Raw genomic sequence first — 21,882 nt, forward strand, 5'->3', positions numbered from 1 at the left:
AATAACAGGACCAAAAACATGGCGACTTTGGCTTTATCCTTGGCGGGGCAGTTTGCCGGGGCGCTGGTGGGCGGGCCGATCGGGGCGACGATCGGGCGGGCGCTGGGGGCGCTGGCGGGGAGTGCTGTCGATGGGATGCTGTTTGGCGAAAAGCCGCAGCAGCGCGCCTTTGACGTCCGCATTGGCGGATCGGCGGAGGGCGTGCCGATCCCGCGGCTCTATGGCTGGGGGCGGCTGGCCGGAAATATCATCTGGGCGCGGGAGCTGGAGCGGCTCGGGGGTGAGACGTCGGGCGCCAAGGGGTTTGGGCAGGAGGAAGACGACGAAATCGGCGCGAGCTTTGCCATCGGCTTTTGCGAAGGGACTGCGGCGCGGCTGGGGCGGATTTGGGCGGATGGGCAATTGCTCGATACGCGCGGGCTCAATTTCCGCTTTTATGCGGGGAGCGAGGACCAGGCGCCCGATAGCCTGATCGAAGCGACGCAGGGGACGGGACAGGCGCCGGCGTACCGCGGGCTTTGCTACATCGTGTTCGAAAACCTGCCGCTCTCGCGCTTCGGCAATCGCATTCCGCAGATTTCAGTCGAGCTGTGCCGGCCGGTGGGTGAGCTGGAGCCCGCGATGAGGGCGATCACGGTGATCCCCGGCGCGACCGAGTTTGGTTATGACCCGGTGCCGCGCTTTCGCGTGTTGGGACGGGGGACGGGCCAGGCCGAGAACGCGCATGTGCTGCCCGGTGTCAGCGACTGGACGGTGTCGATCGACGAGCTGCAGGAGCTTTGCCCGAACCTCAAACATGTTTCGCTGGTGGTGGCCTGGTTTGGGGACGATCTGCGCTGTGGGTCCTGCGCCATCGGGCCGCGGGTGGAGGCGGCGGAGCGTGTGGTCGAGGGCGTCGAATGGAGCGTCGCGGGGTTTTCGCGCGGGGATGTGCCGGTGGTGTCGAGCCATGCGGGCGGGCCGGCTTATGGCGGTACGCCATCGGATGCAGCAGTGCGTGCAGCGATTTCCGACCTTCGGGCGCGCGGGCTTTCGGTGACGCTTTATCCCATGGTGATGATGGATGTGCCGGCGGGTAATGGCCTGCCCGATCCTTATGGCGGGGCGATGCAGGCGAGTTATCCGTGGCGCGGGCGGATCACATGTCATCCGGCGGCTGGACGGGCGGGGTCTCCCGATGGGAGCGCAGCGGCTGCGGCGCAAGTGGCAGCATTCGTGCAGGGTTATCGCGCCATGGTGCTGCACTATGCGGGCCTAGCGGCGGAGGCCGGGGCCGAGGCGTTTATCATCGGCTCGGAAATGCGCGGGCTGACGACGGTGCGCGGAGCGGGGAATAGTTTTCCGTTCGTTTCGGCACTGCTGACCTTGGCGGGCGATGTGCGGGCGCTGGTCGGTCCCGGCGTGAAGCTGACCTATGCGGCGGATTGGAGCGAATATGCCGGGTTGCAGGGCGGGGGCGAGAAGTTCTTCCACCTCGATCCGCTCTGGGCATCGGCTGCCATCGATGCGGTTGGGATCGACTATTACATGCCGGCGACCGATTGGCGCGAGGGCGAGGGGCATCTCGATGCAGCGACAGGTGGTATTCACGATCTCAATTATCTTGGCGGCAATATCGCTGGGGGCGAGGGGTTCGACTGGTTCTATGCGAGCGACACCGATCGGCTGAACCAGGTGCGGACGCCGATTGCGGATGGCGCATATGGCGAGCCGTGGATCTGGCGGTTCAAGGATCTGGTCAGCTTTTGGAGCCAGCAGCATTTCAACCGGCCGGGTGGGGTGCGAGCGGCTGTGCCGACGGCCTGGGTGCCGGGGGCGAAGCCGATCTGGCTCATGGAATTGGGCTGCGCGGCGGTCGACAAGGGCGCGAACCAGCCCAATATTTTTGGCGACGCCAAGAGCGCCGAGGGTGGGCGGCCATACTTCTCCAATGGGGCGCCCGATGCGCTGATGCAGCGACAATATCTGCGGGCGCACTACCGGCATTGGAGTGATCCCGCGAAAAATCCGTCGGGCATGGTCGATGTCGAGCGGATCTATTGCTGGACCTGGGATGCGCGGCCTTATCCGGCCTTTCCGGCGCTGACCGAGGTCTGGGCGGATGGACAAAACCATCTGACGGGGCACTGGCTGACCGGGCGGCTGGGCGGCATGGCGACGGACGAACTGGCTGCGGCAATCGCGCGGGATCATGGGGTGACGCTGGTTTCGGGCGCAGTGCAGCCGATGGTGACTGGCGTGATGCTGGCATCGCCGGGGACGGCGCGAGAGGCGCTGGAGCCGCTGCTGGAGATTACGGGGCAGAGGCTGTTGGCCCGGCAGGGCGTGCTGACGGCTGTCTCGGGACGTGGATCGGCGGCGGTGACGCTCGATCACGAGGCGCTCGCGGAGGGCGAGGGGCCGATCTTGGCGCGCCGTCGGGCGGCGGCGGAGGAGCGGCCGGCGCGATTGGCGCTGAGCCATGTCGACCGCGACCGCGATTATCTGGTGGCAACGGCGACGTCGATCCGGCCGGGGACGGGGCCGCTGGTCAGCGAGAGCCTCTCCATGGTGCTCGATGGGGCAGGGGCAAGGCTGGCGTCAGAGCGGTTGCTCGATGATCGGGCAGCGTCGCTTGATACAGTCGAGCTTGCGCTGCCGTCGAGCCTCCTTGCCGTGGAGCCGGGGGATCGGGTGACCGTGGAGGGGCTGGCTGAGGGGCCGTTTGAGATCACGGAAATCCGGGACGGGCTGGTGCGGCGGGTGACGGCGCGGGCGGTGGCGGCTGGGGTCGCGACGGCTGCGGGGCTGACGCGGCCACCGGCTCCTGCGCCGGTGGCGGGGTTGGCGGCGACGCCGATGATTGCGCTGGCGCATTTGCCGCCGGTGCCTGGTGATCCTACGCGCAGCCGCTTGGTGGTAGGCGCGTTTGCGCGGCCGTGGCCAGGGACGGTGCGGTTGGTGGATGCAGCGACAGGTGCGGCACTGACGCAGGTCGAACGGCCGGCGACGCTGGGAGAGGTGGTGGAGGCGTTTGGGGCTGGGCCGCGGGCGGTTTGGGACCGGGGCAATGCGCTGACCATCCGGCTTTATGGTGGGCATTTGGCCGATGGGGCTGAGCCGGCGGTTTTGGCGGGTGGCAATCGGATTGCGGTCGAGACGGATGCGGGGGCTTGGGAGGTGATCGGCTTTGCCGAGGCTGAACTCATCGAGCCGGGGGTGTATCGGCTTTCAAGGCTGTTGCGTGGACTGAGCGGGACGGATGGGGCGGTGGGGCCGGTTTCGGCGGGATGTCGTGTCATGGTGCTCGATGGACGCGTCAATGCTGTGCCGGTGGAGACGGGATGGCTGGGCGAGGCGCGGGATGTTCGGGCTTATGCCGGCAGCACTGATCTTATGGGGCAGGTGGTTTCGGCCGTGACCCCGGTGGCGGCGGCCTTACCCTTGGCGCCGGTGCATCTGCGGGTCAGGCGGCTGAGTGACGGGGCCATCGCCTTCAGTTGGATCAGAAGAAGCCGGGCGGATGATGATGCCTGGGGCATGGCGGAGCCGGGGCTCGATGTGGTGCCGGAGTACTATCGGCTGTCGATTTTTGATGGGCCTACAGTCAAGCGCGTCATCGATACCGGGACCGCGCAGGCGAGCTATAGCCTCGCCGAGCAGGTGGCCGACTTTGGCGGTGCGGCGACGGGCTTTGTCTACACGGTGGCGCAGGTGAGCCCGGCTTTGGGAGCGGGGCAGGCACGGGAGCAGGGCTATGGCGGATGAGCGGTTTGAGCGGTGCCTCAAGGAGGTGCTGAAGCACGAGGGGGACTATAGCGACCATCCGAGCGATCCTGGCGGCGCGACGAATATGGGGATCACGCGCAAGACACTGGCGCGGTGGCGAAAAATTTCGCCCTGGACCGACTTGCCGAAAAGCGCGGTGAAGGCGCTGAGCCGGGCCGAGGCGGCGCAGATCTATCGGGCACAATACTGGAACCCTTGTAAGGCCGGGGCGATGCCGGCGGGCGTGGACCTCGCGGTGTTTGATTTTGCGGTCAATTCCGGGCCGGATCGGGCGGCGCGCGTCTTGCAGGCGGCGCTCGGCGTCGCGGCGGATGGTGAAGTCGGGCCGAAGACGCTCGCGGCGCTTGGTGCGGCTGACAGTAGGGCGCTGATCAACGCAGTTTGCGACCGGCGGCTCACCTTCCTGCGCGGGCTCGCGACTTTTCCGGTTTTCGGCCGCGGCTGGACCAGCCGTGTGGCCGCCGTGCGCGCGGCTGCGCTGGGCGCCGTCGAAAATTCCACTTCCATGCAAAGGAGACTGCCGATGGATGTTTTCTCGGGCTATCGCACTTATATCGTCGCGGCGTTCATGCTGCTGGCGGGGTTGGCGCAGGTGCTGGGCGTGGATTTGCCATCGCTCGATGGCGGCGCAGCAGGCAATCTCATTCTCGAAGCGCTGGCTATCATCTTTCTGCGCAAGGGATTGAAGACGGGCGCGGTTTGACGGGGCTTCTGCCTCGAATGATGCCGAGCGATTTCAGTGTGGTTGGGACTGGAATACCTCCAGTCCCAGTTCGGTAAACTGGTGCTATGCCAATGTCGGCGTTCCGGAGCGGATGATGAGGTTACTCCTCCTCCCCACCGTCGCCGTCATCCGCGCCATCATCTTCGCCGCCATCATCGGCTTCGTCACCGTCGTCCGCGGCGCCATCATCCGCATCAGCGTCGTCTGACGCCGCTTCCTCGGATTCGTCAGAGGCCTCGTCTTCCTGGCTGTCCTCTTCGAGTTCCGACGAGAACTCTTCTGAGGTCACCGTTTCCTCAATGGTGGTTTCGGACTCTTCGTAAGTTTCAACGATCTCTTCGGAGTATTCGACGGTATATTCCTCGTAGCTGAAGCCCTCGTAACTCCAGGACGTCCAATTGGACACGGCAGCTACGTCGAGCGCTGCCTCGTAGAGTTCGAGTGTGATGATCACGTCTGACGAGGACAAGACACCGGCGCGATAATAGTCGACGCTGAAATCTGAAACCTGCTGGGTGAGCCAGAAATAAACCACCTCATCGAGTTCGATCGGCGTGGCAATGTCCTTGCCCTTGACCTGATGGATGATCTCACCCGGTTCGACGCCGTTCTGAGCGGCAACACCGTCAGGCGCAACGGCAAGGACCAGGACGCCGCTGTCGGCTGCATTGAGCGCGAAAGCGCTTCGAACGCTCTCGTCGATCGGCAGAACGACGGCATCGAACGCTCGAGATACATATGGCGCGGGCAGGTTGGCCTGCGCCAGCACCACTGGCACGGTCGCGGCAAGTGGAAGAATGGACAGGTGGGCTGCAGCTCCCAGAAGGAGCATGGACCGGATCGGCTTCGACATTATTTTTTCCCCAACGTCAGCTGATGTGACGGAACGGAGGCTAAAGCACCCCTATTACGTTCGTGTCGGGAATTTAAGTGGTGGGGCTAAAATTGATCATCTCAATTCGGTTCCACAGAGCATATTCTCAGGGCCAGAAGACTGTCTGGTGAACTCGGGCGGGGCAGATAATCATGGCGATCGCTATCTTTGGAAGTCGCCGAATAAACCCACCGTTTCAGTGACGACATGGCATGACGGAACGAAATCGGGACAATCAGCTTTCGGATATGACCTGCCTTATTCATGTCCCATTCAGCTAGGTGCCGCTAGTTTCACGCCATGAACACGAAAGCCCCAAAACCATCCGCCGCTGCCGCCATTGCACTGGCTCTTGCCTTGGCCCTTTCGGGTACGGGAGCGAGCCAGGCACAGGCTTGTCTTGACCGGCAACAGATCCAGGAAGCCGTCACCTCGGGGCAGATCATGTCCCTTGATGCGGTGCTGGCGGCGAATGGCGTCGATGGCAGCGCTGAAATTCTCAATGTCCAAGTTTGCGATCAGGGCGGGCAATTGGTCTACATCATCGGCGTATTGACGGCGGATGGTCAGGCGCAGAACCTAACACTGAGCGCACAATAGGTTTCCAGCCTATTGTGCCTTTGTGCGAGAATGGTGGTAGTGGTCACCAGCGGATTTCTCTGAGCGTCGGGGGCAGGCGATGCGTATTCTGGTTGTCGAAGACGATACCAATCTCAACAGGCAGCTCAAGGAAGCCCTGACTGAAGCAGGCTATGTCGTCGACGTGGCCTTCGATGGGGAAGAGGGACATTTCCTTGGCGAAACCGAACCCTATGATGCGGTGGTGCTCGATATCGGCTTGCCGCAGATGGACGGGCTTTCGGTGCTCGAAGAATGGCGCCGTGCGGGCAAAACCACGCCGGTGCTGCTGCTGACGGCGCGCGATCGCTGGAGCGATAAGGTTCAGGGGATCGACGCCGGGGCCGACGACTATGTCGCCAAGCCATTTCATATGGAAGAAGTATTGGCACGGTTGCGCGCGCTGGTGCGCCGCGCGGCAGGTCATGCTAGCAACGAAATCACCGCCGGGCCGGTGCGGCTCGACGCGCGTTCGGGCCGGGTGACAGTCAATGGGCAAGCCGTGAAGCTGACGAGCCACGAGTTGCGGCTTTTGAGCTATCTGATGCATCACAAGGGCAAGGTCGTGTCGCGCACGGAACTGACCGAGCACCTCTACGACCAGGATTTCGACCGCGACAGCAACACGATCGAGGTCTTTGTCGGGCGCCTGCGCAAGAAACTGCCCGAAGAGTGCATCCAGACCGTGCGCGGGCTCGGCTATCAGATCGTCGGGGATTAGGCGGGCTTGTCCAACGAGACCGGACAACCGGCTGCTTCGCCCGATAACGCGCCGCACTGGCTGCGCAAGGGATCGATTGCCGCTTCGCTTTTTTGGCTGACGGCCGGCTGGCTCGTCATCGCGCTGGTCGCGACCGGTTTTTTGCTGACCGACCTTTATTCGCGGACGCTCGATACGACGCTATCCCAGACGCTCGATTTTCACGTCGAGAGCCTCACGGGGATTTTGCTCGAGGCCGGTGATCCGCGCGACCCAGGAATCACACTTGCGGATCCGCGTTTCGATCGTCCGCGCTCGGGCTGGTACTGGATTATTCGCGATGGTAGCGGCCGGCTTGTCAATCTGTCGACGTCTGTCGTTGGGATCGATCTGCCTGGGCTGAGCGGGAATCTCGATGCGCTCGGCCGGCGCACTGGCGTGCTGTCCGATGCCTTCGGAACGCAATTGCGCGTCGTCGAGCGCAGTGTTTCGATGGGTGACCAGACCTATCGGATCGAGGTCGCCGGCAATCTCACTGAAATTCTTGGGCTGGTCGGCGATTTCCGCGGGCAGACATTCATTGTGCTTGGTGCGGTGGGCGCAATGCTCGCCATCATGAGCGTGATCGTCGCGCGCTTTGCCATGCGGCCCGTGGGGCGGCTGAGTGCGGCAATCGAAAGCGTCCGCGAGGGCGAAACGACGGAGATCACCGGGCGCTATCCCACAGAAATCGCGCCACTGGCCGAAGAGGTCAACGAACTGCTGCGCTCTAATGCCCAGATCATCGAGCGGGCGCGCAATCAGGTGGGCAATCTCGCCCATGGGTTGAAGACGCCGATTGCCGTGTTGCGCAACGAAGCCGGGACGCAAAATGGCGCATTGGCCGATGCCGTGGCGGCCGAGACCGAAAAGATGAGCACAATGGTCTCGACCTATCTCGAACGCGCGCGGCTCGCAGCGCGGACGTCGGTCGTGGGCAAGAAAGCCGATGCGGGCATGATCCTGTCGCGGCTGGCGCGGGTGATGGGAAAAATCCATCACGACGTGGATGTTCATTTCGAGCAACCGGAGGCGGGCCTTCCCTGGTTTAGGGGCGATGAAGCCGATCTCGAGGAAATGGCGGGCAATCTGCTCGACAATGCGTGCAAGTGGTCCAAGGGGCAGGTGGACGTTTCGCTTTCGGGCGAACGCAATGCCAAGGGCAGCCAGCTTTTGATTCGGATCGAGGACAATGGTCCCGGTCTGACCGAGGATGACGCCCGCAAAGTGTTGCGCCGCGGTGTCAGGCTCGACGAGAAAACGCCGGGAAGCGGGCTGGGGCTGGATATCGTCAAGGAACTGGTTGATGTCTATGGCGGAAGTCTTGAGCTCAAACGTTCGGCGCTAGGCGGACTATTGGTCGAACTGCGCCTTCCCGCTGCACGGGCGGGGGGCATTGGGCGCCCATCCCCCGCCTGACGCACTTTCGCCGCAATGGCTCAACAAGTACCGATCGAACGCTGATAAGGTCCATAACGATGAATCGCTTTGCCCTGTTTGCCATGCCTATCCTTGCTCTGGCGCTTGCCGGTTGCTCCAGCACTGGAACGAGCCAGGTGGCGCAGGCTCCGGTCGTGGCTACTGCTCCGATGCCGGTCGTGACGCAGCCGATGATGCCAAGCACGGCCCAGACGACGCAGCAGGCTCGCCTGACGACCAGCGTTTCCACCGGTTTTGTCGATAGCGCAGCGCTCGCCGTGATGACGGCAAAGGATTCGGCTGAAGCCAATAGCGCGCAATTCTACGCGCTCCAGTTTGGCCGTCCCGGCGCGCCGCGCCAGTGGGCTGGCGACAAGGGCACGACCGGCTCGGTCTCGGTTGGGCCTTACGTCCGCGTCAACAATCTCGATTGCCGCGACTTCACGCATACCGTGAAGGCCAATGGCCAAGACTATGTGAAAAAGGGCACCGCTTGCCGTGAGCAGACCGGCAATTGGAACGTGGTTCAGGGCGCCGCATAAACTCAAGTCAATCCATGCCTGACATGGATTGTTTACCTGCGCTCGGTACGCTGTCGGTCAAATTTCTTTTTGACTGACAGCCCCATGACACAGCTCGCCAACCGCGTGGATACCGTTGCGCCGGCTTCTGCCCAACCGAGCGCGACACCAAAGCCTAAAGGCCCTTTCTGTGGTCTGATCGATTCCGTTCTCGTGCATGACCCTTTGCTCGAGACGTTTCAGGGATCGGTGAATGCTCACGCGGCCCAAGCCATATGGACCTGGGTAACGCGTGATATCTGCAATGATATTTTTCCGGCCGATCGCATTGCCAGCGGTGCTTTGACGCCTGCCGAGGTGGAAGCTGCTCTGCCCGAAATGCTGGGGCGGATGAAGGCCGCGCTCGCTCAAGGCCTGGCCGATGTGGAAGGCGCGCGACGCCTTTCCGCCCAGCTTGGCGGCGACGAGACGCGCCAACATTTGCCCACGGTGATGTTGGCTCTGCGCAACCGGGCACTTCTCGGCAAAGCCCAGGCCTTCGGCAAGGCGACCAATTCAATCTCCGACGAAAATGCTCTGGCCGCAGCCATCAAGGCCATGCCGCTGCAGGAGCCTGCGCTTGCGGCGTTGGTTTTCCACGCTGCGCTTGGTCAGGCGGGGAACCCGACGATCCTCGTTCTCGCCGCCATCAAACTTTCGGGCGCGGCTACGGAAGTGTCCGTGCGGCGCGCGGGCCTCGGCCCACTTCTCGATGCCTATATCGCTCATGCCCAGAATCAGTTGCGGTTCTTCGAGGGCAATGGGCCATTCGCCGATGTGGATCTGATCTGCCGGGCGCTTGAGCGCTTCCACAAGCTCGTGCGCTCCTTGACGGGATATATTGAGTTTTCGCGCGGCAGCCAGGCGACGGCAACCCTTTCGGCCATCACCAAATATGTTTCGGACCGGCTGGAGCCACGGCTCAAGGAGGTCGTGACCGACCTCAACCAGGCCATGCGCCGGCGCGAGAACGCGGACCGGCTCGACACCGAAAAACTCTTCGCCGCTGTTGGCGGGATTTTCCTCCTCGCAACCGTACGCGATTGCCGGGATTCTTTGGCGCTCAATTCGGTGTTCGAGCAGGCCTGGAACCAGTCAGGCCAGGCATTGGAAATCCACATTCAGCGCACGATGGATACCTATCGGCAGGACCCGGAAGACGCCAATACGATCGCCCGCCTCGATGCGGTGATCCAGATGGCGCAGGTGCGATTCTCGGCCGAATATGCCGAGACGCTGAAGCGCGCGCGGCACGCCGCGGAAAAGCGCAGCTAAGCCTTTACCTCGGCCGGGAACGCCTGGCCGAGATCCCGCACGACCAGCCTTACGCCCGGCTGCGCATGGGCTGCGGCCAAGAGCGCTTCGATCTTCTCACTCCGCATTCTAAGGACGATACCCACCGCGCGCTGCGGGTTGGTCGTGTCGTGATCGAGGAAGATGAGTGCACCGCTGTCGGTTCGGCGCGCCTCGGGCTGATCGAGCTGCACCACTATGGCGTCGGCGCCAAACCGTCCCTGGAGGTAATCTGGGACAGACTTGGTCTCGGATGGCGCGGAAATGTCTGCCGCATCTTGGTGCGAGAGAGGGATCAGGGCGACCCGCTCCTGCGCGACGACACCGGCGGATTCAGGCGGGATCAGGCCAAGAGCGACGCCCGAGGAAATTGCAGAAATCGAAAGCGGCTGCGGCGATTCGGCGAGAAGGCCCGAAGTGCTTCCTTGCCTGTCGGTGATTTTGGACAACCAATGCTGCGGCTGGGGGGTAGGGCGAACGACTAGACTGGCTTCGGCATCGAGATAGGCAGGGTTCGCGTCTGGCGCTTCAAGAGCGCACATCTGCCGATCGGGCGTCTCGTAAAGCGCGGATATGACGGGGTCGTCGACACCGGGACCAGCCCGGCCGAGCAGATGATTGATCGCGGCAACGCCGCTGGTGACGCAGCCCTGGCGCGTGAGGTAGCCCGCGGCGGCGCCAGCGAGAGCGATTGTGTCGAGCGTGCCGATGGGTTCGAGCCGCTCCGCATTGGCGTTCCAGCGGCTTTGCCCGCCAGCCATGTGCCACAGCGTAAGATCGGGCTGCCAGCCGCCGCTGAGGATGAGCCTGTCGACACGAACGGCATCTCCATGCGCCAGATCGATGGCAAGCTGCCCGTCGGCTGTGGCGATGCTCTTTGGTACCGTGCCAGGAAACAAGCGGAACCCATAAGCCTTCGAAAATTCGATATAGCGCGAACTGGCCTGATCGCGCCCATCGGTAATGCGATCGAGTGCGATGCCGGTTTCGGCAAGCAGCGTGGCAAGGCGGTAGGCGGGATTGGCCGAGGTTGCGACCATCACCGAATGACCTGACCAGATGCCGTAGCGCTGAGCGAGCTCATAGGCTTCCTGCGCGCCGATGACGCCGGGCCGTCGATTGCCGGGAATGACGGGGAGGCGCTCGATGGAGCCCGTGGCGAGAATGATGTAGCGGGCGGGTAGGTCGAGCACTTTGCCGGTGACGAGACCGCCGCTGATATCGATCTGATGCACGCGGACAAGACCCGGCACGATCGCGAAGGCTTCGCTATGGGTGCGAACGGTGATTGCGGCGTGGGATTTGATTTCGGTGACCAGTAGCGTGACGTGGTCCTCAGGCGTTGCATCGCCATCTTGAGTGCCGAACAGGCCGGAATGGCCACCAAGCATGGGGCTCGCTTCGACGAGCGTGACCGAAAGACCGGCGCGGGCGGCAGTCAAAGCCGCGCTCATCCCGGCGACACCGCCACCAATGACGAGCACATCGACACCGGGTTCGGTGCGACCGACGAGACTGCGCCAGGGGCCGGCGAGGCTCCTGTTATGATCGTCCAGCGTCAGGCCAAGTGTGCGGCCACCCTGGAACAGGCGGGTGATAAGGCCTGACTTCTTGCCGGGAGCGACGAAGACGTAATCGGCGCCGCCCCGCGCAGGTACACGATCCATCGGCAAGGCGAGTTCTGGCGTGGCGGCAGCGCCGGCATAGGCAATGGCGGGGGCTGCGCCGTGGCACAATCCAATCGGCTGACCGTGATGGGTCCCGATGGTGTCGATTCCCGAAGCGAGGAGCGCGGTCAGCACCGTGTCGCCTTCGAACGCCGAGACCATGCGGCCCTGGATACGGAACTCGATGGGCCGGGTGCGATCGATTTGCGAGCCAGCAAGGCCCTTGGCGGTGTTTGCGGGTAGCCGACTAATCTGCGGTCTCATGCGGCATGATCCGGCAAGCGGAAAAGGAACTCGGCGACGGCGCGGCGGTCGGTGCCTGAACTCCTTGCGGCGCACCAAGCAGCTTCTTCGTCGCTCGCGGTATTCGTCAGGTAGCGGGCAAAGAGAGGCGCGAGGAAAGCGCCGGTCGTGCCAAGGCCGGCAAGGATCACTGGGCCCGTGTCCACAGCGTCGATGATCGGTGCACCGTCAAGTGAGACAAGCGCGTCAAAACCGGACTGCCCAATTTGTTGGGTGACGCCCCGGTCCGAGAGTGTTTGCGCGAGCCGCGCCGAAAATTGCGAAAGGGTGCCGGGGCCCGTGGCGGCGACACTGCCGCTATCGAGTTGGATGAGTGTCAGACCGGTATCGAGATTGAGCATCACGTCGCTGCCGAGACGATGCTTGGCGGAAATGAGAATGCTGGCATGGGGGCGGGTCTGAAGCTCGTCCGGCCAGTGCGCGGTGGGGAGTTGTCGCATGATGGCGGCTTCGTCGATCAGGATCGATCGCGCGGCGCGGATCGTGTTTTCGCCATCCACTAGCTCGGTCGCGCCATCGGCGTGCAGAGTGGCAAAGTCGGGGCTGAAACGCCTGACGCCTAGACCCGTGAGCCATTTTTCTGAGCGTGGCTGCAGCGCTTGTCGGTCAATTGCCAGCACGTCGCCGAACCGGAACGCACTTCGGTTCGGTCCAAGCTTCGAATTGGCAACCCGATCGGCCATCAGCCCATTGGCGCGGGCCATGTGAGCAATGTGGCCGATAGCTTCCTGACCTTCTGCGTGATCGGCGTAGAGCAGCGGGTCGAGCCGGCGCAGGACGCGACGCCCGCCGATCCGCGTCAGCAGCTTCTGCGTTTCGGGAACAAGTTTGCCCAAAAGCGCCCAGGTTTCGGGCCGGGTGATCGGCGCGATAGAGAGATCGATACTGCGCGTCAACCGATAGCGGGCTTCGGGCTCCGCGATCTGCACCACGGTTTTTCCATGCCGCTCGGCAAGGAGGCCCGCAACGAGGCAGGCCAGCGGACTGGCGCCGAAAACAGCGAACTCGACCAAGATGTCAGGCATGCGGCCTGCCTGCGGCGCGCTGACCCTGTGGCAATGAGTCCGGTGCTAACACGTGGGTTTTAGTGGCATTTGCTGCCAATCGGCTTATAGAAGGCGCGGCCTTTCTCAAGGCCGGAAGCAAGCGTCCGGAGCCCATGATTTTCTGGTTGATCGCCATAGCTGTAACCGCAATTGCCTGCGCCGCGTTGTTGTACGCGGGGCGCGGTCGCCGGGTCAACGCAGCGGTGGACGAAAGCGCAGATACCACCAGCCATTTCCGCCAATTGCTCGCCGGGATCGATAGCGATCTGGCAGCCGGCAAGATCAATGCCGATGAAGCGATTGGCGCCAAGGGCGAGTTGGCGCGCGAAATGATCCGGGCAAAGTCGGAAGCCAAGCCCGCTGCCGTCGGATTCGGCCGCGCCGCGCTTGTCTCCGGTGCCGCTCTTGTCGCCGCCATTGCGCTCGGTGGTTATGCTCTTCTTGGCAGCCCCAATAGTCCCGCTCAGCCCCTCGCCTCGCGCGCCGATGTGGCGGCGCAAAACATGGATATCGACGCGGCCATTTCCCGCATTGAGACCCGGCTTGCAGAAGATCCCAATGACATTCGCGGCTGGACCGTCCTCGCGCCGGCCTTGGTGCAGGTCGGCCGCTTCACGGATGGCGCCAACGCCTATGGCCGTGTCATCGCGCTATCGCAACCGACGGCGCAACTCTTGACCGACCAGGCTGAGGCGCTGCTGCTTGCGGCGGATGGCGCAGGGTCTGATGAGGCTATGACGCTGCTGCGCCAGGCAACCGAACTCGACCCCACTGACCCGCAGCCGCAGCTTTATCTGGCCGCCGAACTGACGCGGACTGCAAAATATGACGATGCTGCGCGCTATTGGCAGTCGGCGATAGACCTTGCGACTGGCACGGAGCCTTGGCTGCCGGCTGCCCGGCAGGGTCTTGCAGTGGCGCAAAACGACGGTGTCGATACGACGGCGGCCGATCAGGCAGAGATGATCGGCGGAATGGTCGAGAGTCTCTCCACACGGCTTTACGACGAGGGTGGAACGGTCGAAGAATGGACGCAGCTCGTGCGTTCCTACATTGTGCTTGGCGATTTGCCCAATGCGCAAAAAGCCTATGATGCTTCGGTCGCGGCCTATCCCACGGCGTTCGAACGAGGCGAACTCGACACACTGGCCCTGAGCGCTGGACTAAAACTGAACGGAGACGCGCAATGACCATGCCTTCCGCAGTCCGCCGCAAGGGCTGGTCGCGCAAGCAGAAGCGCCTCGCTGTGATCGTCGGGCTTGGTGTGGTGCTGGCTATTGCTGCGGCGCTGGTGCTGACGGCGCTACGCGATCAGATCGTCTTTTTCTATTCTCCATCCGAAATTCAATCGCGTGGTGTCGAGGCCGGTCACCCAATCCGTCTCGGTGGTCTTGTCAAGGACGGCACCTGGGTGCGCGCTGGGCAGGACAATTCCTTTGTTGTCACCGATGGCGGCACCGAGATAACGGCGCGCTATAGCGGCATCTTGCCGGATCTGTTCCGCGAAGGGCAGGGCGTCGTCGCTGAGGGCTCGGTTGGTCCTGATGGCATTTTTACCGCGACCAATGTCTTGGCGAAACACGACGAAAACTATGTGCCCAAGGAAGTCGTCGAGGCGCTGAAGGCGCAGGGCGAATGGCGGCCGGAGGGCACGGCGCAATGAGCATCGAGCTGGGACATTTCGCCCTGATCCTAGCCTGCGCCATTGCGCTGGCATCATCCATTGGCGGGCTGACGCTTTGGCGCAGCGGAGAACGTCTGGCTTCCGTCTTGGCGCAATCGGCTATTTTGCAGTTCGTGCTGGTGGCAGTTGCGTTCCTCGCCGTGGTGCAGGCTTTTGCGACATCCGATTTCAGCCTCGCGCTGGCGGCGAATAATTCGCACTCGTTGAAACCGCTGATCTTCAAAATTTCCGGCGTCTGGGGCAATCACGAGGGGTCGCTGCTGCTCTGGATCCTGATCCTTGTGCTGTTCGGTGCTCTGGTGGCGGCGTTTGGCCGGCGTCTTCCTGCGGACCTTCTCAATCTGGTGCTCGGGACGCAGAGCCTGCTCGTCGTTGCCTTTGGCGGCTTTACGTTGTTCACGTCCAATCCGTTCGCCCGTCTTGCGCAGCCCCCGATAGAGGGTGCCGATCTCAATCCGATCTTGCAGGATATCGGCCTCGCCATTCATCCGCCGCTGCTCTATGCGGGCTATGTCGGCTTTTCGATCTGCTTTTCCTTTGCCATTGCCGCGCTGATTTCCGGCCGCATCGACCAGGCCTGGGCGCGCTGGGTGCGGCCCTGGACCATGCTGAGCTGGATTTTTCTGACCCTCGGCATCGCTATGGGCTCCTATTGGGCCTATTACGAACTCGGCTGGGGCGGCTGGTGGTTCTGGGACCCGGTCGAAAACGCCAGCTTCATGCCCTGGCTGGCGGGCACGGCGCTGCTTCATTCGGCGCTGGTGATGGAAAAGCGCAATGCGCTGAAAATCTGGACGATTTTTTTGTCCATCATCACTTTCTCGCTGTCCCTGCTTGGCACCTTCCTTGTCCGTTCGGGCATCCTGACATCAGTCCATACCTTTGCTAGCGACCCGACGCGTGGTCTCGTCATTCTCGCTATTCTCGCCGTGCTGATCGGTGGCGCCTTCCTGCTGTTCGCGCTGCGTGCAAGCGCCTTGCGGCAGGGTGGTCTTTTTGCGCCCATTAGCCGCGAAGGCGCGCTGATCCTCAATAATCTGTTCCTGGCAACGGCTGTCGGCGCGATCCTTGTGGGCACGCTTTATCCGCTCGTGCTCGACGCGCTGATCGGCACCACTATCTCTGTTGGCGCGCCCTTCTTCGATCTGACCTTCGGCGCGCTGATGGCGCCACTGCTGCTGGTTCTGCCGTTTGGGCCGCTCTTGCCCTGGAAGCGCGCGGATATGGTGGCTGCTGGGCAGCGGCTGATCGGTGCGGCAGGACTAGCCATTTTCCTCACGATTTTGGTGTCAGCGCTGGGCGGCGTCTCGATTTCGCTCGCGCCACTCGGATTGTTGCTTGGCTTCTGGGTCACCTTCGGCGCCTTTGCCGAACTGATCGAGCGCGGCAAGATCGGGCGCATTCCAGTGCGCGAAAGTTTGCGCCGTCTGGCAGGACTCCCGCGCAGCATCTGGTCGACGGCGATTGGCCATATGGGCTTGGGGCTGACAGTGCTCGGCATTGTCTCTGTCAGCGCCTGGGAAACCGAACTGGTCACAACGCTCAATCCTGGAGAGACGACGCAACTTGCCGGCTATTCTCTGACATTTGACGATTTCTCCCAGATTCCGGGCCCGAACTATATGGCCGACACCGGCCATTTCACCCTGACCGCGCCTGGTGGCGGCACGACCAATCTTGAGGCCGAGCGGCGGACCTATGTCGCGAGCGGCATGCCAACGACAGAAGCGGCAATCGCCACCTTTGGGCTGTCGCAGTTTTATCTGCAGCTCGGCGAGCCGCTCGATGACACCCATGTCGTCCGCATCTGGCACAAGCCTTATATACTCCTGATCTGGCTCGGCGCCATTGTCATGGCGGGGGCAGGGGTGCTGTCACTGACCGATCGGCGGCTCCGCGTCGGCGCTCCACAGCGCGCCACCAAGCACGCCATGGAACCGGCCGAATGAAGCTGGTCCTGGCCTGTCTCGCTCTGATGCTGGCTCTGGCATTTCCGGCCTTGGCGGTGTCGCCAGACGAAATGCTGTCCGATCCGGCGCTAGAGCAAAGGGCGCGGGCGATTTCGTCGGGGCTCCGTTGCCTCGTCTGCCAGAACCAGTCGATCGACGACAGCGACGCCGATCTCGCTCGGGATTTGCGCATTCTGGTGCGTGAGCGACTGGTAGCCGGCGATAGTGACGCCGAGGTCCAGCAATATCTCGTCGATCGCTATGGCGAATATGTCCTCCTCAATCCAAGACTCAACGAGCATACCTGGATCCTTTGGATCGCGGCACCGGCCCTGCTGGCTGCGGGCCTCGGTGGTATTTGGATGGCTAGCCGCAGGCAATCTTCGCCTCAGGCTGGCGATGATCTGTCAGACGAGGAAAAGCGCGTCCTGGCCGAACTTTCCCAATCTGAGGCCGGCAAGACGGACAGGGCCTAGCCTGACTTGCTGGGTTGGAGGAGGCAGGTTATGCCTCTTTAATGAGCACCGTTCTTTCGCCTTTGCCATCCATTCCCCACCCAGCATTCGACGCGCTTTGCGCTGACTTGCCAGCATCGCTCAGCCAGCAGTTTCAGAGGCATGCTGGCCTCTTGGGGCCGCTGCTGCAGTCGGCCCCCTATTTGCTGGAACTGGCGCGCGTACATGCGCAATGGCTGATGGACGCGATCGAAACGGGCCCCGATGTCGCTTTCGGCGCACTGCTGGCCGAGGTGAGCACATCTGGCCGGTCGGGTGACGAGGCGGGGCTTGGGCAGACGCTACGCATCGCCAAGGGCCGGACTGCACTGTTGGCGGCGGTTGCCGAAACCGGTGGCGCATGGACGACGGCACGCGCGACGGAAGCGCTTTCCGACCTGGCCGACGCAGCGCTCGAAGCGGCGCTCGATCTCTTTATGGGGCAGGCCGCAGACAAGGGACAACTGGTTCTGCCGCGTGAGGAAGCTCTGGCGGCCAATTCCGGTCTCGCGCTCTTCGCCCTCGGCAAACATGGCGGGCGCGAACTCAATTACTCCTCCGATATCGATATCGTCGCCTTCTTCGATCCGCAAAAGCCTGTGCTTGTCGATCCGAGCGAAGCAACGAAAATCTATTCGCGCATGGTGCAAAAGCTCGTCGGGCTGATGGAGGATCATCAAGCTCATGGCTACGTTTTCCGCACCGACTTGCGCCTGCGGCCCGATCCCGGGTCGACCCCCGTGGCTTTGTCGGTCGATGCGGCCATTGCCTATTACGAAGTGCGCGGCCAGAATTGGGAACGCGCCGCCTGGATCAAGGCGCGGCCCTGCGCGGGCGACAAGGCGGTGGGCGAAGCCTTCATCAAGGAGCTGGCGCCCTATGTTTGGCGCAAGCACCTCGACTACGCGACCATCACCGATATCCAGGCGATGAAGCGCCAGATCAATGTGTCGAAGAAGGTCGGCGATATCCGCGTCGAAGGGCACAATGTCAAGCTTGGACGCGGCGGTATCCGCGAGATTGAGTTCTTCGCACAGACCCAGCAATTGATCGCTGGTGGCCGGGACAAGTCGCTGCGCGTGCGGCCGACTTCCCATGCTCTGGTCGCGCTTGCCGAGGCCAATTGGATCGCGCCGACGACGGCGAAGGAACTGACCGAGACCTATTGGTATCTCCGCGCCGTCGAAAACCGGCTGCAAATGCTGCGCGACGAACAGACCCACATCATGCCCGATACGCCCGAAGCCGTTGCCGTTATCGGCCGGCTGATGGGCGAGCCTGATCTTGCAACCTTCGAGAAGACCTATCGCGCGGCGCTCGAACGGGTCGCTCGCTATTATGCCGAGCTCTTCACCGAGGGCGAAACGCTGGGAACGGTCGAAGGCAACCTTGTCTTTACCGGCAGCGACGACGATCCGAACACGCTCGAAACCCTGACCAATATGGGCTTCGTTGACGCCCACAAGGCCATCGAGATCGTGCGAAAGTGGCACTATGGGAGCTACGCCGCAACGCGCACCTCCGCGGCCCGAGCGCATCTGACAGAACTTCTGCCAGCACTGCTGACGACGCTCGCCGCGGCGGGAAGCGCCGATCTGGGTCTCGCGCGTATGGACGACTTTCTCTCGCGCCTGCCTGCTGGCGTGCAGCTTTTCGCGCTGCTGCGCAATCATGCGCAATTGCGGTCGCTGCTCGTCCAGTTCATGGCCTCGGCGCCGCGCATGGCGGAGGCGGTCATTCATCGCGCGCACGTGGTCGATGGTCTGATCGACCCGGCCTTTGCCGATGATGTTACCCATCGCGATGTGCTGGTGGCAAAAGTCGACACGTTCCTCGCCGATGCGCGCTCCTATGAAGATCTGATCGATCGCGCCCGCATCATCGGGCAGGAGCAGAAATTTCTCGTGGCCGCGGGGCTGCTCTCGGGCACAGTCTCTGCAACGGTTGCCGGTGAACAGTTCACCGCCTTGGCCGAGACCCTGTTGCATCGTCTCTTCGCCAGCGTCGAGGATGAGTTCGCGCGGCGCCATGGGCGCATTGTCGGCGCGTCGACCGCTCTGCTGGCCTTCGGTAAGATGGCGAGCCGGGAGATGACGTTCGCCTCCGATCTTGATTTCATCCTGCTCTACGACGCGCCCGATGCCGAGTCCGACGGCGAGCGGCCATTGGCGACCTCCCACTATTTTGCGCGGCTCACTCAACGTCTGGTTGCCGCCCTCGCTGCGCCGACGTCCGAAGGCGTGCTTTACGAGGCCGACATGCGGCTGCGGCCTTCGGGGAATGCCGGACCGCTCGCAACCAGCATCGGCTCCTTCCATCGCTATCAGCATGAAGAAGCCTGGACCTGGGAACACTTGGCACTGGCGCGCGCACGCGTCGTCGCTGGGGCTCCCGCCTTGCGGACAAAAGTTGATGCCGAGATCGCTGAAGTCATGGCCATGCCACGCGATGTCGGAAAAACCATCGACGACGCCGTGTCCATGCGCGCGTTGATGGCCAAGGAGCGCAAGCCGCGCCATGCCTTCGATCTCAAGCTGGCGCCGGGTGGCCTCGTTGATCTCGAATTTATCGCGCAATCGGCGCAGCTCGTTGCGAGCAGGATGATCGATCTGCCACAGGCCGCGCCCCCACGCGTGCTGATGCGCCTCGGCAAGCTCGGCCTGGTGCCGAGGGGCGAAAGACTGGCGGAAATCCACCAGATCTACGCGACCATTCTGCAGGTGATGAGTTCGGCGCTGGTTTCGCCGTTCAGCGAGACGGCCTGGTCTCCGGCGTTCGAAGAGCTTTTGGCCCAACTCTGCCATTATCCCGATTTCCGGCTGCTCGCGACTGATGTCGCCCAGATGCAGAGCGAAGTCGCTGCAGCAGCGGCCCAGTGGTACGAAAAAGCGCGAACGCTGTAACGTTTATTGTTCGGTGCGCATCAGACCAGTTGCGATCAGGCTGCCACGGTCGCCTTAGATAGGTCTGCTCCGATGGGGAGGGAGATGGCAACGGTCGTGCCGATCGCAGGCGTTGAGTCGATCACCATGCGGCCGCCGCTCAATTCGGCAATGGCGCGGGAGATCGAAATCCCGAGGCCAGGGCCGACGCCTTCCTTGGTGAAAGTCGCATCGCCAAGGGCGAATGGCTGACGGAGGCTGCTCAGGCGTTCTTCGTTCATACCGATGCCGGTATCGGTCACTTCGATCACGACGCCATCTTCAGCCGCGAACGTGGCTAGGGTCAGCTCCCCGCCTGGCGGCGTAAAGCGGATGGCATTTTCGACGATATTGGCAACCATGCGGACGAGGGCCAGGCGATCGCCATTGAGCACGGCACCACAATTGGCGCTGACAGCAAGTTCGAGGCCGGCGCGTTTGATTTGCGCCTGGAAACGGCGGCTGACGGAATCGATGACCTCATCAACCGGCACTGTGTCGGACCGGAGCACCTTCTGGCCGTTGTCGAGTTCGGCGAGGTCGAGAATGGCAGAGAATGAGTTGAGCAGATGCTCGCCGGAATTACGGATCGACTGCACATAGTCGGCATAGCGCGGATCGCCGAGCTTGCCATAGGTTTCCCGGCCCATCAGTTCGGCAAAGCCGATGATGTGGTTGAGCGGCGTGCGGATATCGTGGCTTAGATGGGCAAGAAAATTGGTCTTGGCGCGGCTCGCAGCCTCGGCCTTGATCTTTTCCTCATGATAGCGCCGCGCCAGCTGGCGTTGCTCTTCTCGGATCGTCGTGAGCAGAACGTCGGCGTGGCGGCGTTTGGTTTCGTCCGACACGAGGGTCATGAACCCGCCATTGTCCAAGGGACGCTCTTCGATCATCAGGCAAGAGCCATCGACCTGGTGCAATTCGAGCAGGCGATTGCCGCGGTCTTCGCGGAGTAGCTTGAGGTAGCCGCCCGTCAACAGGCGTCCCAGCGCTTCCGAGTAGGTGATGTCATCGTCGCGGAGTTTGAGGCGGGCGCGATAATCCTCATTGCAGACGATCATGCGGCCTTCTTGGGTCCAGCAGGCAGCGCCCATGGGGATGGCGGAAGTCAGGACTTCGAGTGTTTCAAGCTGTAGATCAACTTCGGTGTCGTCGTCGCGGCGGCGACGCAGTGTAAAGGCGGTCATAAGACCGGCAAGGGCGAGGGCTGCGGCGCCACGGCCTGCAATACCTGCCAGCGCACCGGACTGTTCGCCTTCAATGCTGATAAGCCCATGCTCGCCAGCGGGGACCAATTCGGAAAAGAGCGGGCGTTGCTCGGGTACGCCGCCTTGGATGAAGCTGGCGCTGACGATCCCGGGATAATCACCCAGACTGCCCGCCAAAGTCGCTTCGGCGGTTTCCGGCGCAACGGTGGCGACGCGCGCTGCAACAGCGGTGCCCATCAGAGCCAGCTCGCGCTTTACCTCTGCCAATGTCGAATAGACGTCATAGGCAACAAAGAGTGTTGCGGCGATAAAAGCTGTTCCGGCGACTGACATCGTGACCGATGTTGTCTTGTTGCGCCGGCTGCGGGGTGCAGTCTTGCTGTGGTGGCGGACACGCCAGAAATTTCGTCCATTGCCCGCGCCGATTTCGTCAGCACTGGCGCCGGAGGTCTCCGACGACTGCATAAAATTCTCCAGAACTAGAAGAGGTTAGTCTCGAAGCGATTTGCCCGTTAACGATTAATGAATCATCCCGAGGGGTGTTGTCCAGAGTCCTCACAGGGGCTGTTTTGGGCTTGTCAAAAAACGCGAGTCTCTTGAGTCACTTAGGCTCAA

At 62.6% G+C, this 21,882-nt stretch carries 16 protein-coding genes; 12 read left to right on the top strand and 4 right to left on the bottom strand.

Annotated features, from left to right (window positions below; translation table 11 throughout):
* Positions 1–18: 18 nt before the first annotated feature.
* Complete coding sequence (locus tag ASE94_RS13375) at positions 19–3,747, top strand: glycoside hydrolase/phage tail family protein (protein WP_156352157.1); 3,729 nt, start codon at positions 19–21, stop codon at positions 3,745–3,747.
* On the top strand, positions 3,737–4,471 hold the full coding sequence (locus tag ASE94_RS13380; protein ID WP_062630832.1) for a glycosyl hydrolase 108 family protein: 735 nt from the start codon (positions 3,737–3,739) through the stop codon (positions 4,469–4,471). The genes ASE94_RS13375 and ASE94_RS13380 overlap by 11 nt, the downstream gene beginning before the upstream one ends.
* A 121-nt stretch (positions 4,472–4,592) precedes the next feature.
* Here the strand turns inward: ASE94_RS13380 and ASE94_RS13385 are convergent, their stop codons facing one another.
* Complete coding sequence (locus ASE94_RS13385) at positions 4,593–5,345, bottom strand: PDZ domain-containing protein (protein WP_062630833.1); 753 nt, start codon at positions 5,343–5,345, stop codon at positions 4,593–4,595.
* Positions 5,346–5,666: 321 nt separating this feature from the next.
* Between ASE94_RS13385 and ASE94_RS13390 the strand changes: the two genes are divergently transcribed.
* From ASE94_RS13390 to ASE94_RS13410, 5 genes are all read left to right on the top strand, one after another.
* Positions 5,667–5,966 carry a hypothetical protein gene (locus ASE94_RS13390; protein ID WP_062630834.1) on the top strand — a complete coding sequence of 100 codons (300 nt, stop codon included), beginning with the start codon at positions 5,667–5,669 and terminating at the stop codon, positions 5,964–5,966.
* A 79-nt stretch (positions 5,967–6,045) separates the two neighbouring features.
* Positions 6,046–6,705: a response regulator transcription factor gene (locus tag ASE94_RS13395; RefSeq protein WP_061907988.1), complete on the top strand. Its 660-nt coding sequence runs from the start codon at positions 6,046–6,048 to the stop codon at positions 6,703–6,705.
* A gap of 6 nt (positions 6,706–6,711) precedes the next feature.
* Complete coding sequence (locus ASE94_RS13400) at positions 6,712–8,142, top strand: HAMP domain-containing sensor histidine kinase (protein WP_062630835.1); 1,431 nt, start codon at positions 6,712–6,714, stop codon at positions 8,140–8,142.
* Positions 8,143–8,201: 59 nt separating this feature from the next.
* Positions 8,202–8,684: an RT0821/Lpp0805 family surface protein gene (locus ASE94_RS13405; protein WP_061907990.1), complete on the top strand. Its 483-nt coding sequence runs from the start codon at positions 8,202–8,204 to the stop codon at positions 8,682–8,684.
* 84 nt (positions 8,685–8,768) lie between these two features.
* Entirely contained in the window at positions 8,769–9,977 is a 1,209-nt protein-coding gene (locus ASE94_RS13410; RefSeq protein WP_062630836.1) for a hypothetical protein, read from the top strand.
* Here ASE94_RS13410 and ASE94_RS13415 read toward each other — a convergent pair.
* Both ASE94_RS13415 and ASE94_RS13420 read right to left on the bottom strand, forming a co-directional pair.
* Positions 9,974–11,926: an FAD-dependent oxidoreductase gene (locus ASE94_RS13415; RefSeq protein WP_062630837.1), complete on the bottom strand. Its 1,953-nt coding sequence runs from the start codon at positions 11,924–11,926 to the stop codon at positions 9,974–9,976. The genes ASE94_RS13410 and ASE94_RS13415 overlap by 4 nt on opposite strands.
* Entirely contained in the window at positions 11,923–12,990 is a 1,068-nt protein-coding gene (locus ASE94_RS13420; RefSeq protein WP_062630838.1) for a hypothetical protein, read from the bottom strand. Before ASE94_RS13420 ends, ASE94_RS13415 begins: the two co-directional genes overlap by 4 nt.
* A gap of 62 nt (positions 12,991–13,052) precedes the next feature.
* Here ASE94_RS13420 and ccmI point away from each other — a divergent pair, with 62 nt between their 5' ends.
* From ccmI to ASE94_RS13445, 5 genes are read left to right on the top strand one after another with little or no spacing between them, the layout of a single operon-like run.
* Positions 13,053–14,201 (top strand): c-type cytochrome biogenesis protein CcmI, encoded by a 1,149-nt coding sequence (ccmI, locus tag ASE94_RS13425; RefSeq protein ID WP_062630839.1) that lies wholly within the window; start codon positions 13,053–13,055, stop codon positions 14,199–14,201.
* Positions 14,198–14,674: a cytochrome c maturation protein CcmE gene (gene ccmE, locus ASE94_RS13430; RefSeq protein ID WP_082461213.1), complete on the top strand. Its 477-nt coding sequence runs from the start codon at positions 14,198–14,200 to the stop codon at positions 14,672–14,674. Before ccmI ends, ccmE begins: the two co-directional genes overlap by 4 nt.
* Positions 14,671–16,644: a heme lyase CcmF/NrfE family subunit gene (locus ASE94_RS13435; protein ID WP_062630840.1), complete on the top strand. Its 1,974-nt coding sequence runs from the start codon at positions 14,671–14,673 to the stop codon at positions 16,642–16,644. Before ccmE ends, ASE94_RS13435 begins: the two co-directional genes overlap by 4 nt.
* Positions 16,641–17,120 carry a cytochrome c-type biogenesis protein gene (locus ASE94_RS13440; protein ID WP_156352158.1) on the top strand — a complete coding sequence of 160 codons (480 nt, stop codon included), beginning with the start codon at positions 16,641–16,643 and terminating at the stop codon, positions 17,118–17,120. The genes ASE94_RS13435 and ASE94_RS13440 overlap by 4 nt, the downstream gene beginning before the upstream one ends.
* A gap of 41 nt (positions 17,121–17,161) precedes the next feature.
* The gene (locus ASE94_RS13445; protein WP_062630841.1) at positions 17,162–20,041 is read left to right on the top strand and encodes a bifunctional [glutamine synthetase] adenylyltransferase/[glutamine synthetase]-adenylyl-L-tyrosine phosphorylase; all 2,880 of its coding nucleotides are present in this window, start codon (positions 17,162–17,164) and stop codon (positions 20,039–20,041) included.
* Between the two features lie 35 nt (positions 20,042–20,076).
* On the opposite strand, the gene ASE94_RS13450 is transcribed toward ASE94_RS13445, so the two are convergent.
* Complete coding sequence (locus tag ASE94_RS13450) at positions 20,077–21,732, bottom strand: HAMP domain-containing sensor histidine kinase (protein WP_062630842.1); 1,656 nt, start codon at positions 21,730–21,732, stop codon at positions 20,077–20,079.
* Positions 21,733–21,882 lie beyond the last annotated feature (150 nt).

The sequence above is a fragment of the Devosia sp. Leaf64 genome, from assembly GCF_001421945.1.
Lineage (GTDB): Bacteria > Pseudomonadota > Alphaproteobacteria > Rhizobiales > Devosiaceae > Devosia.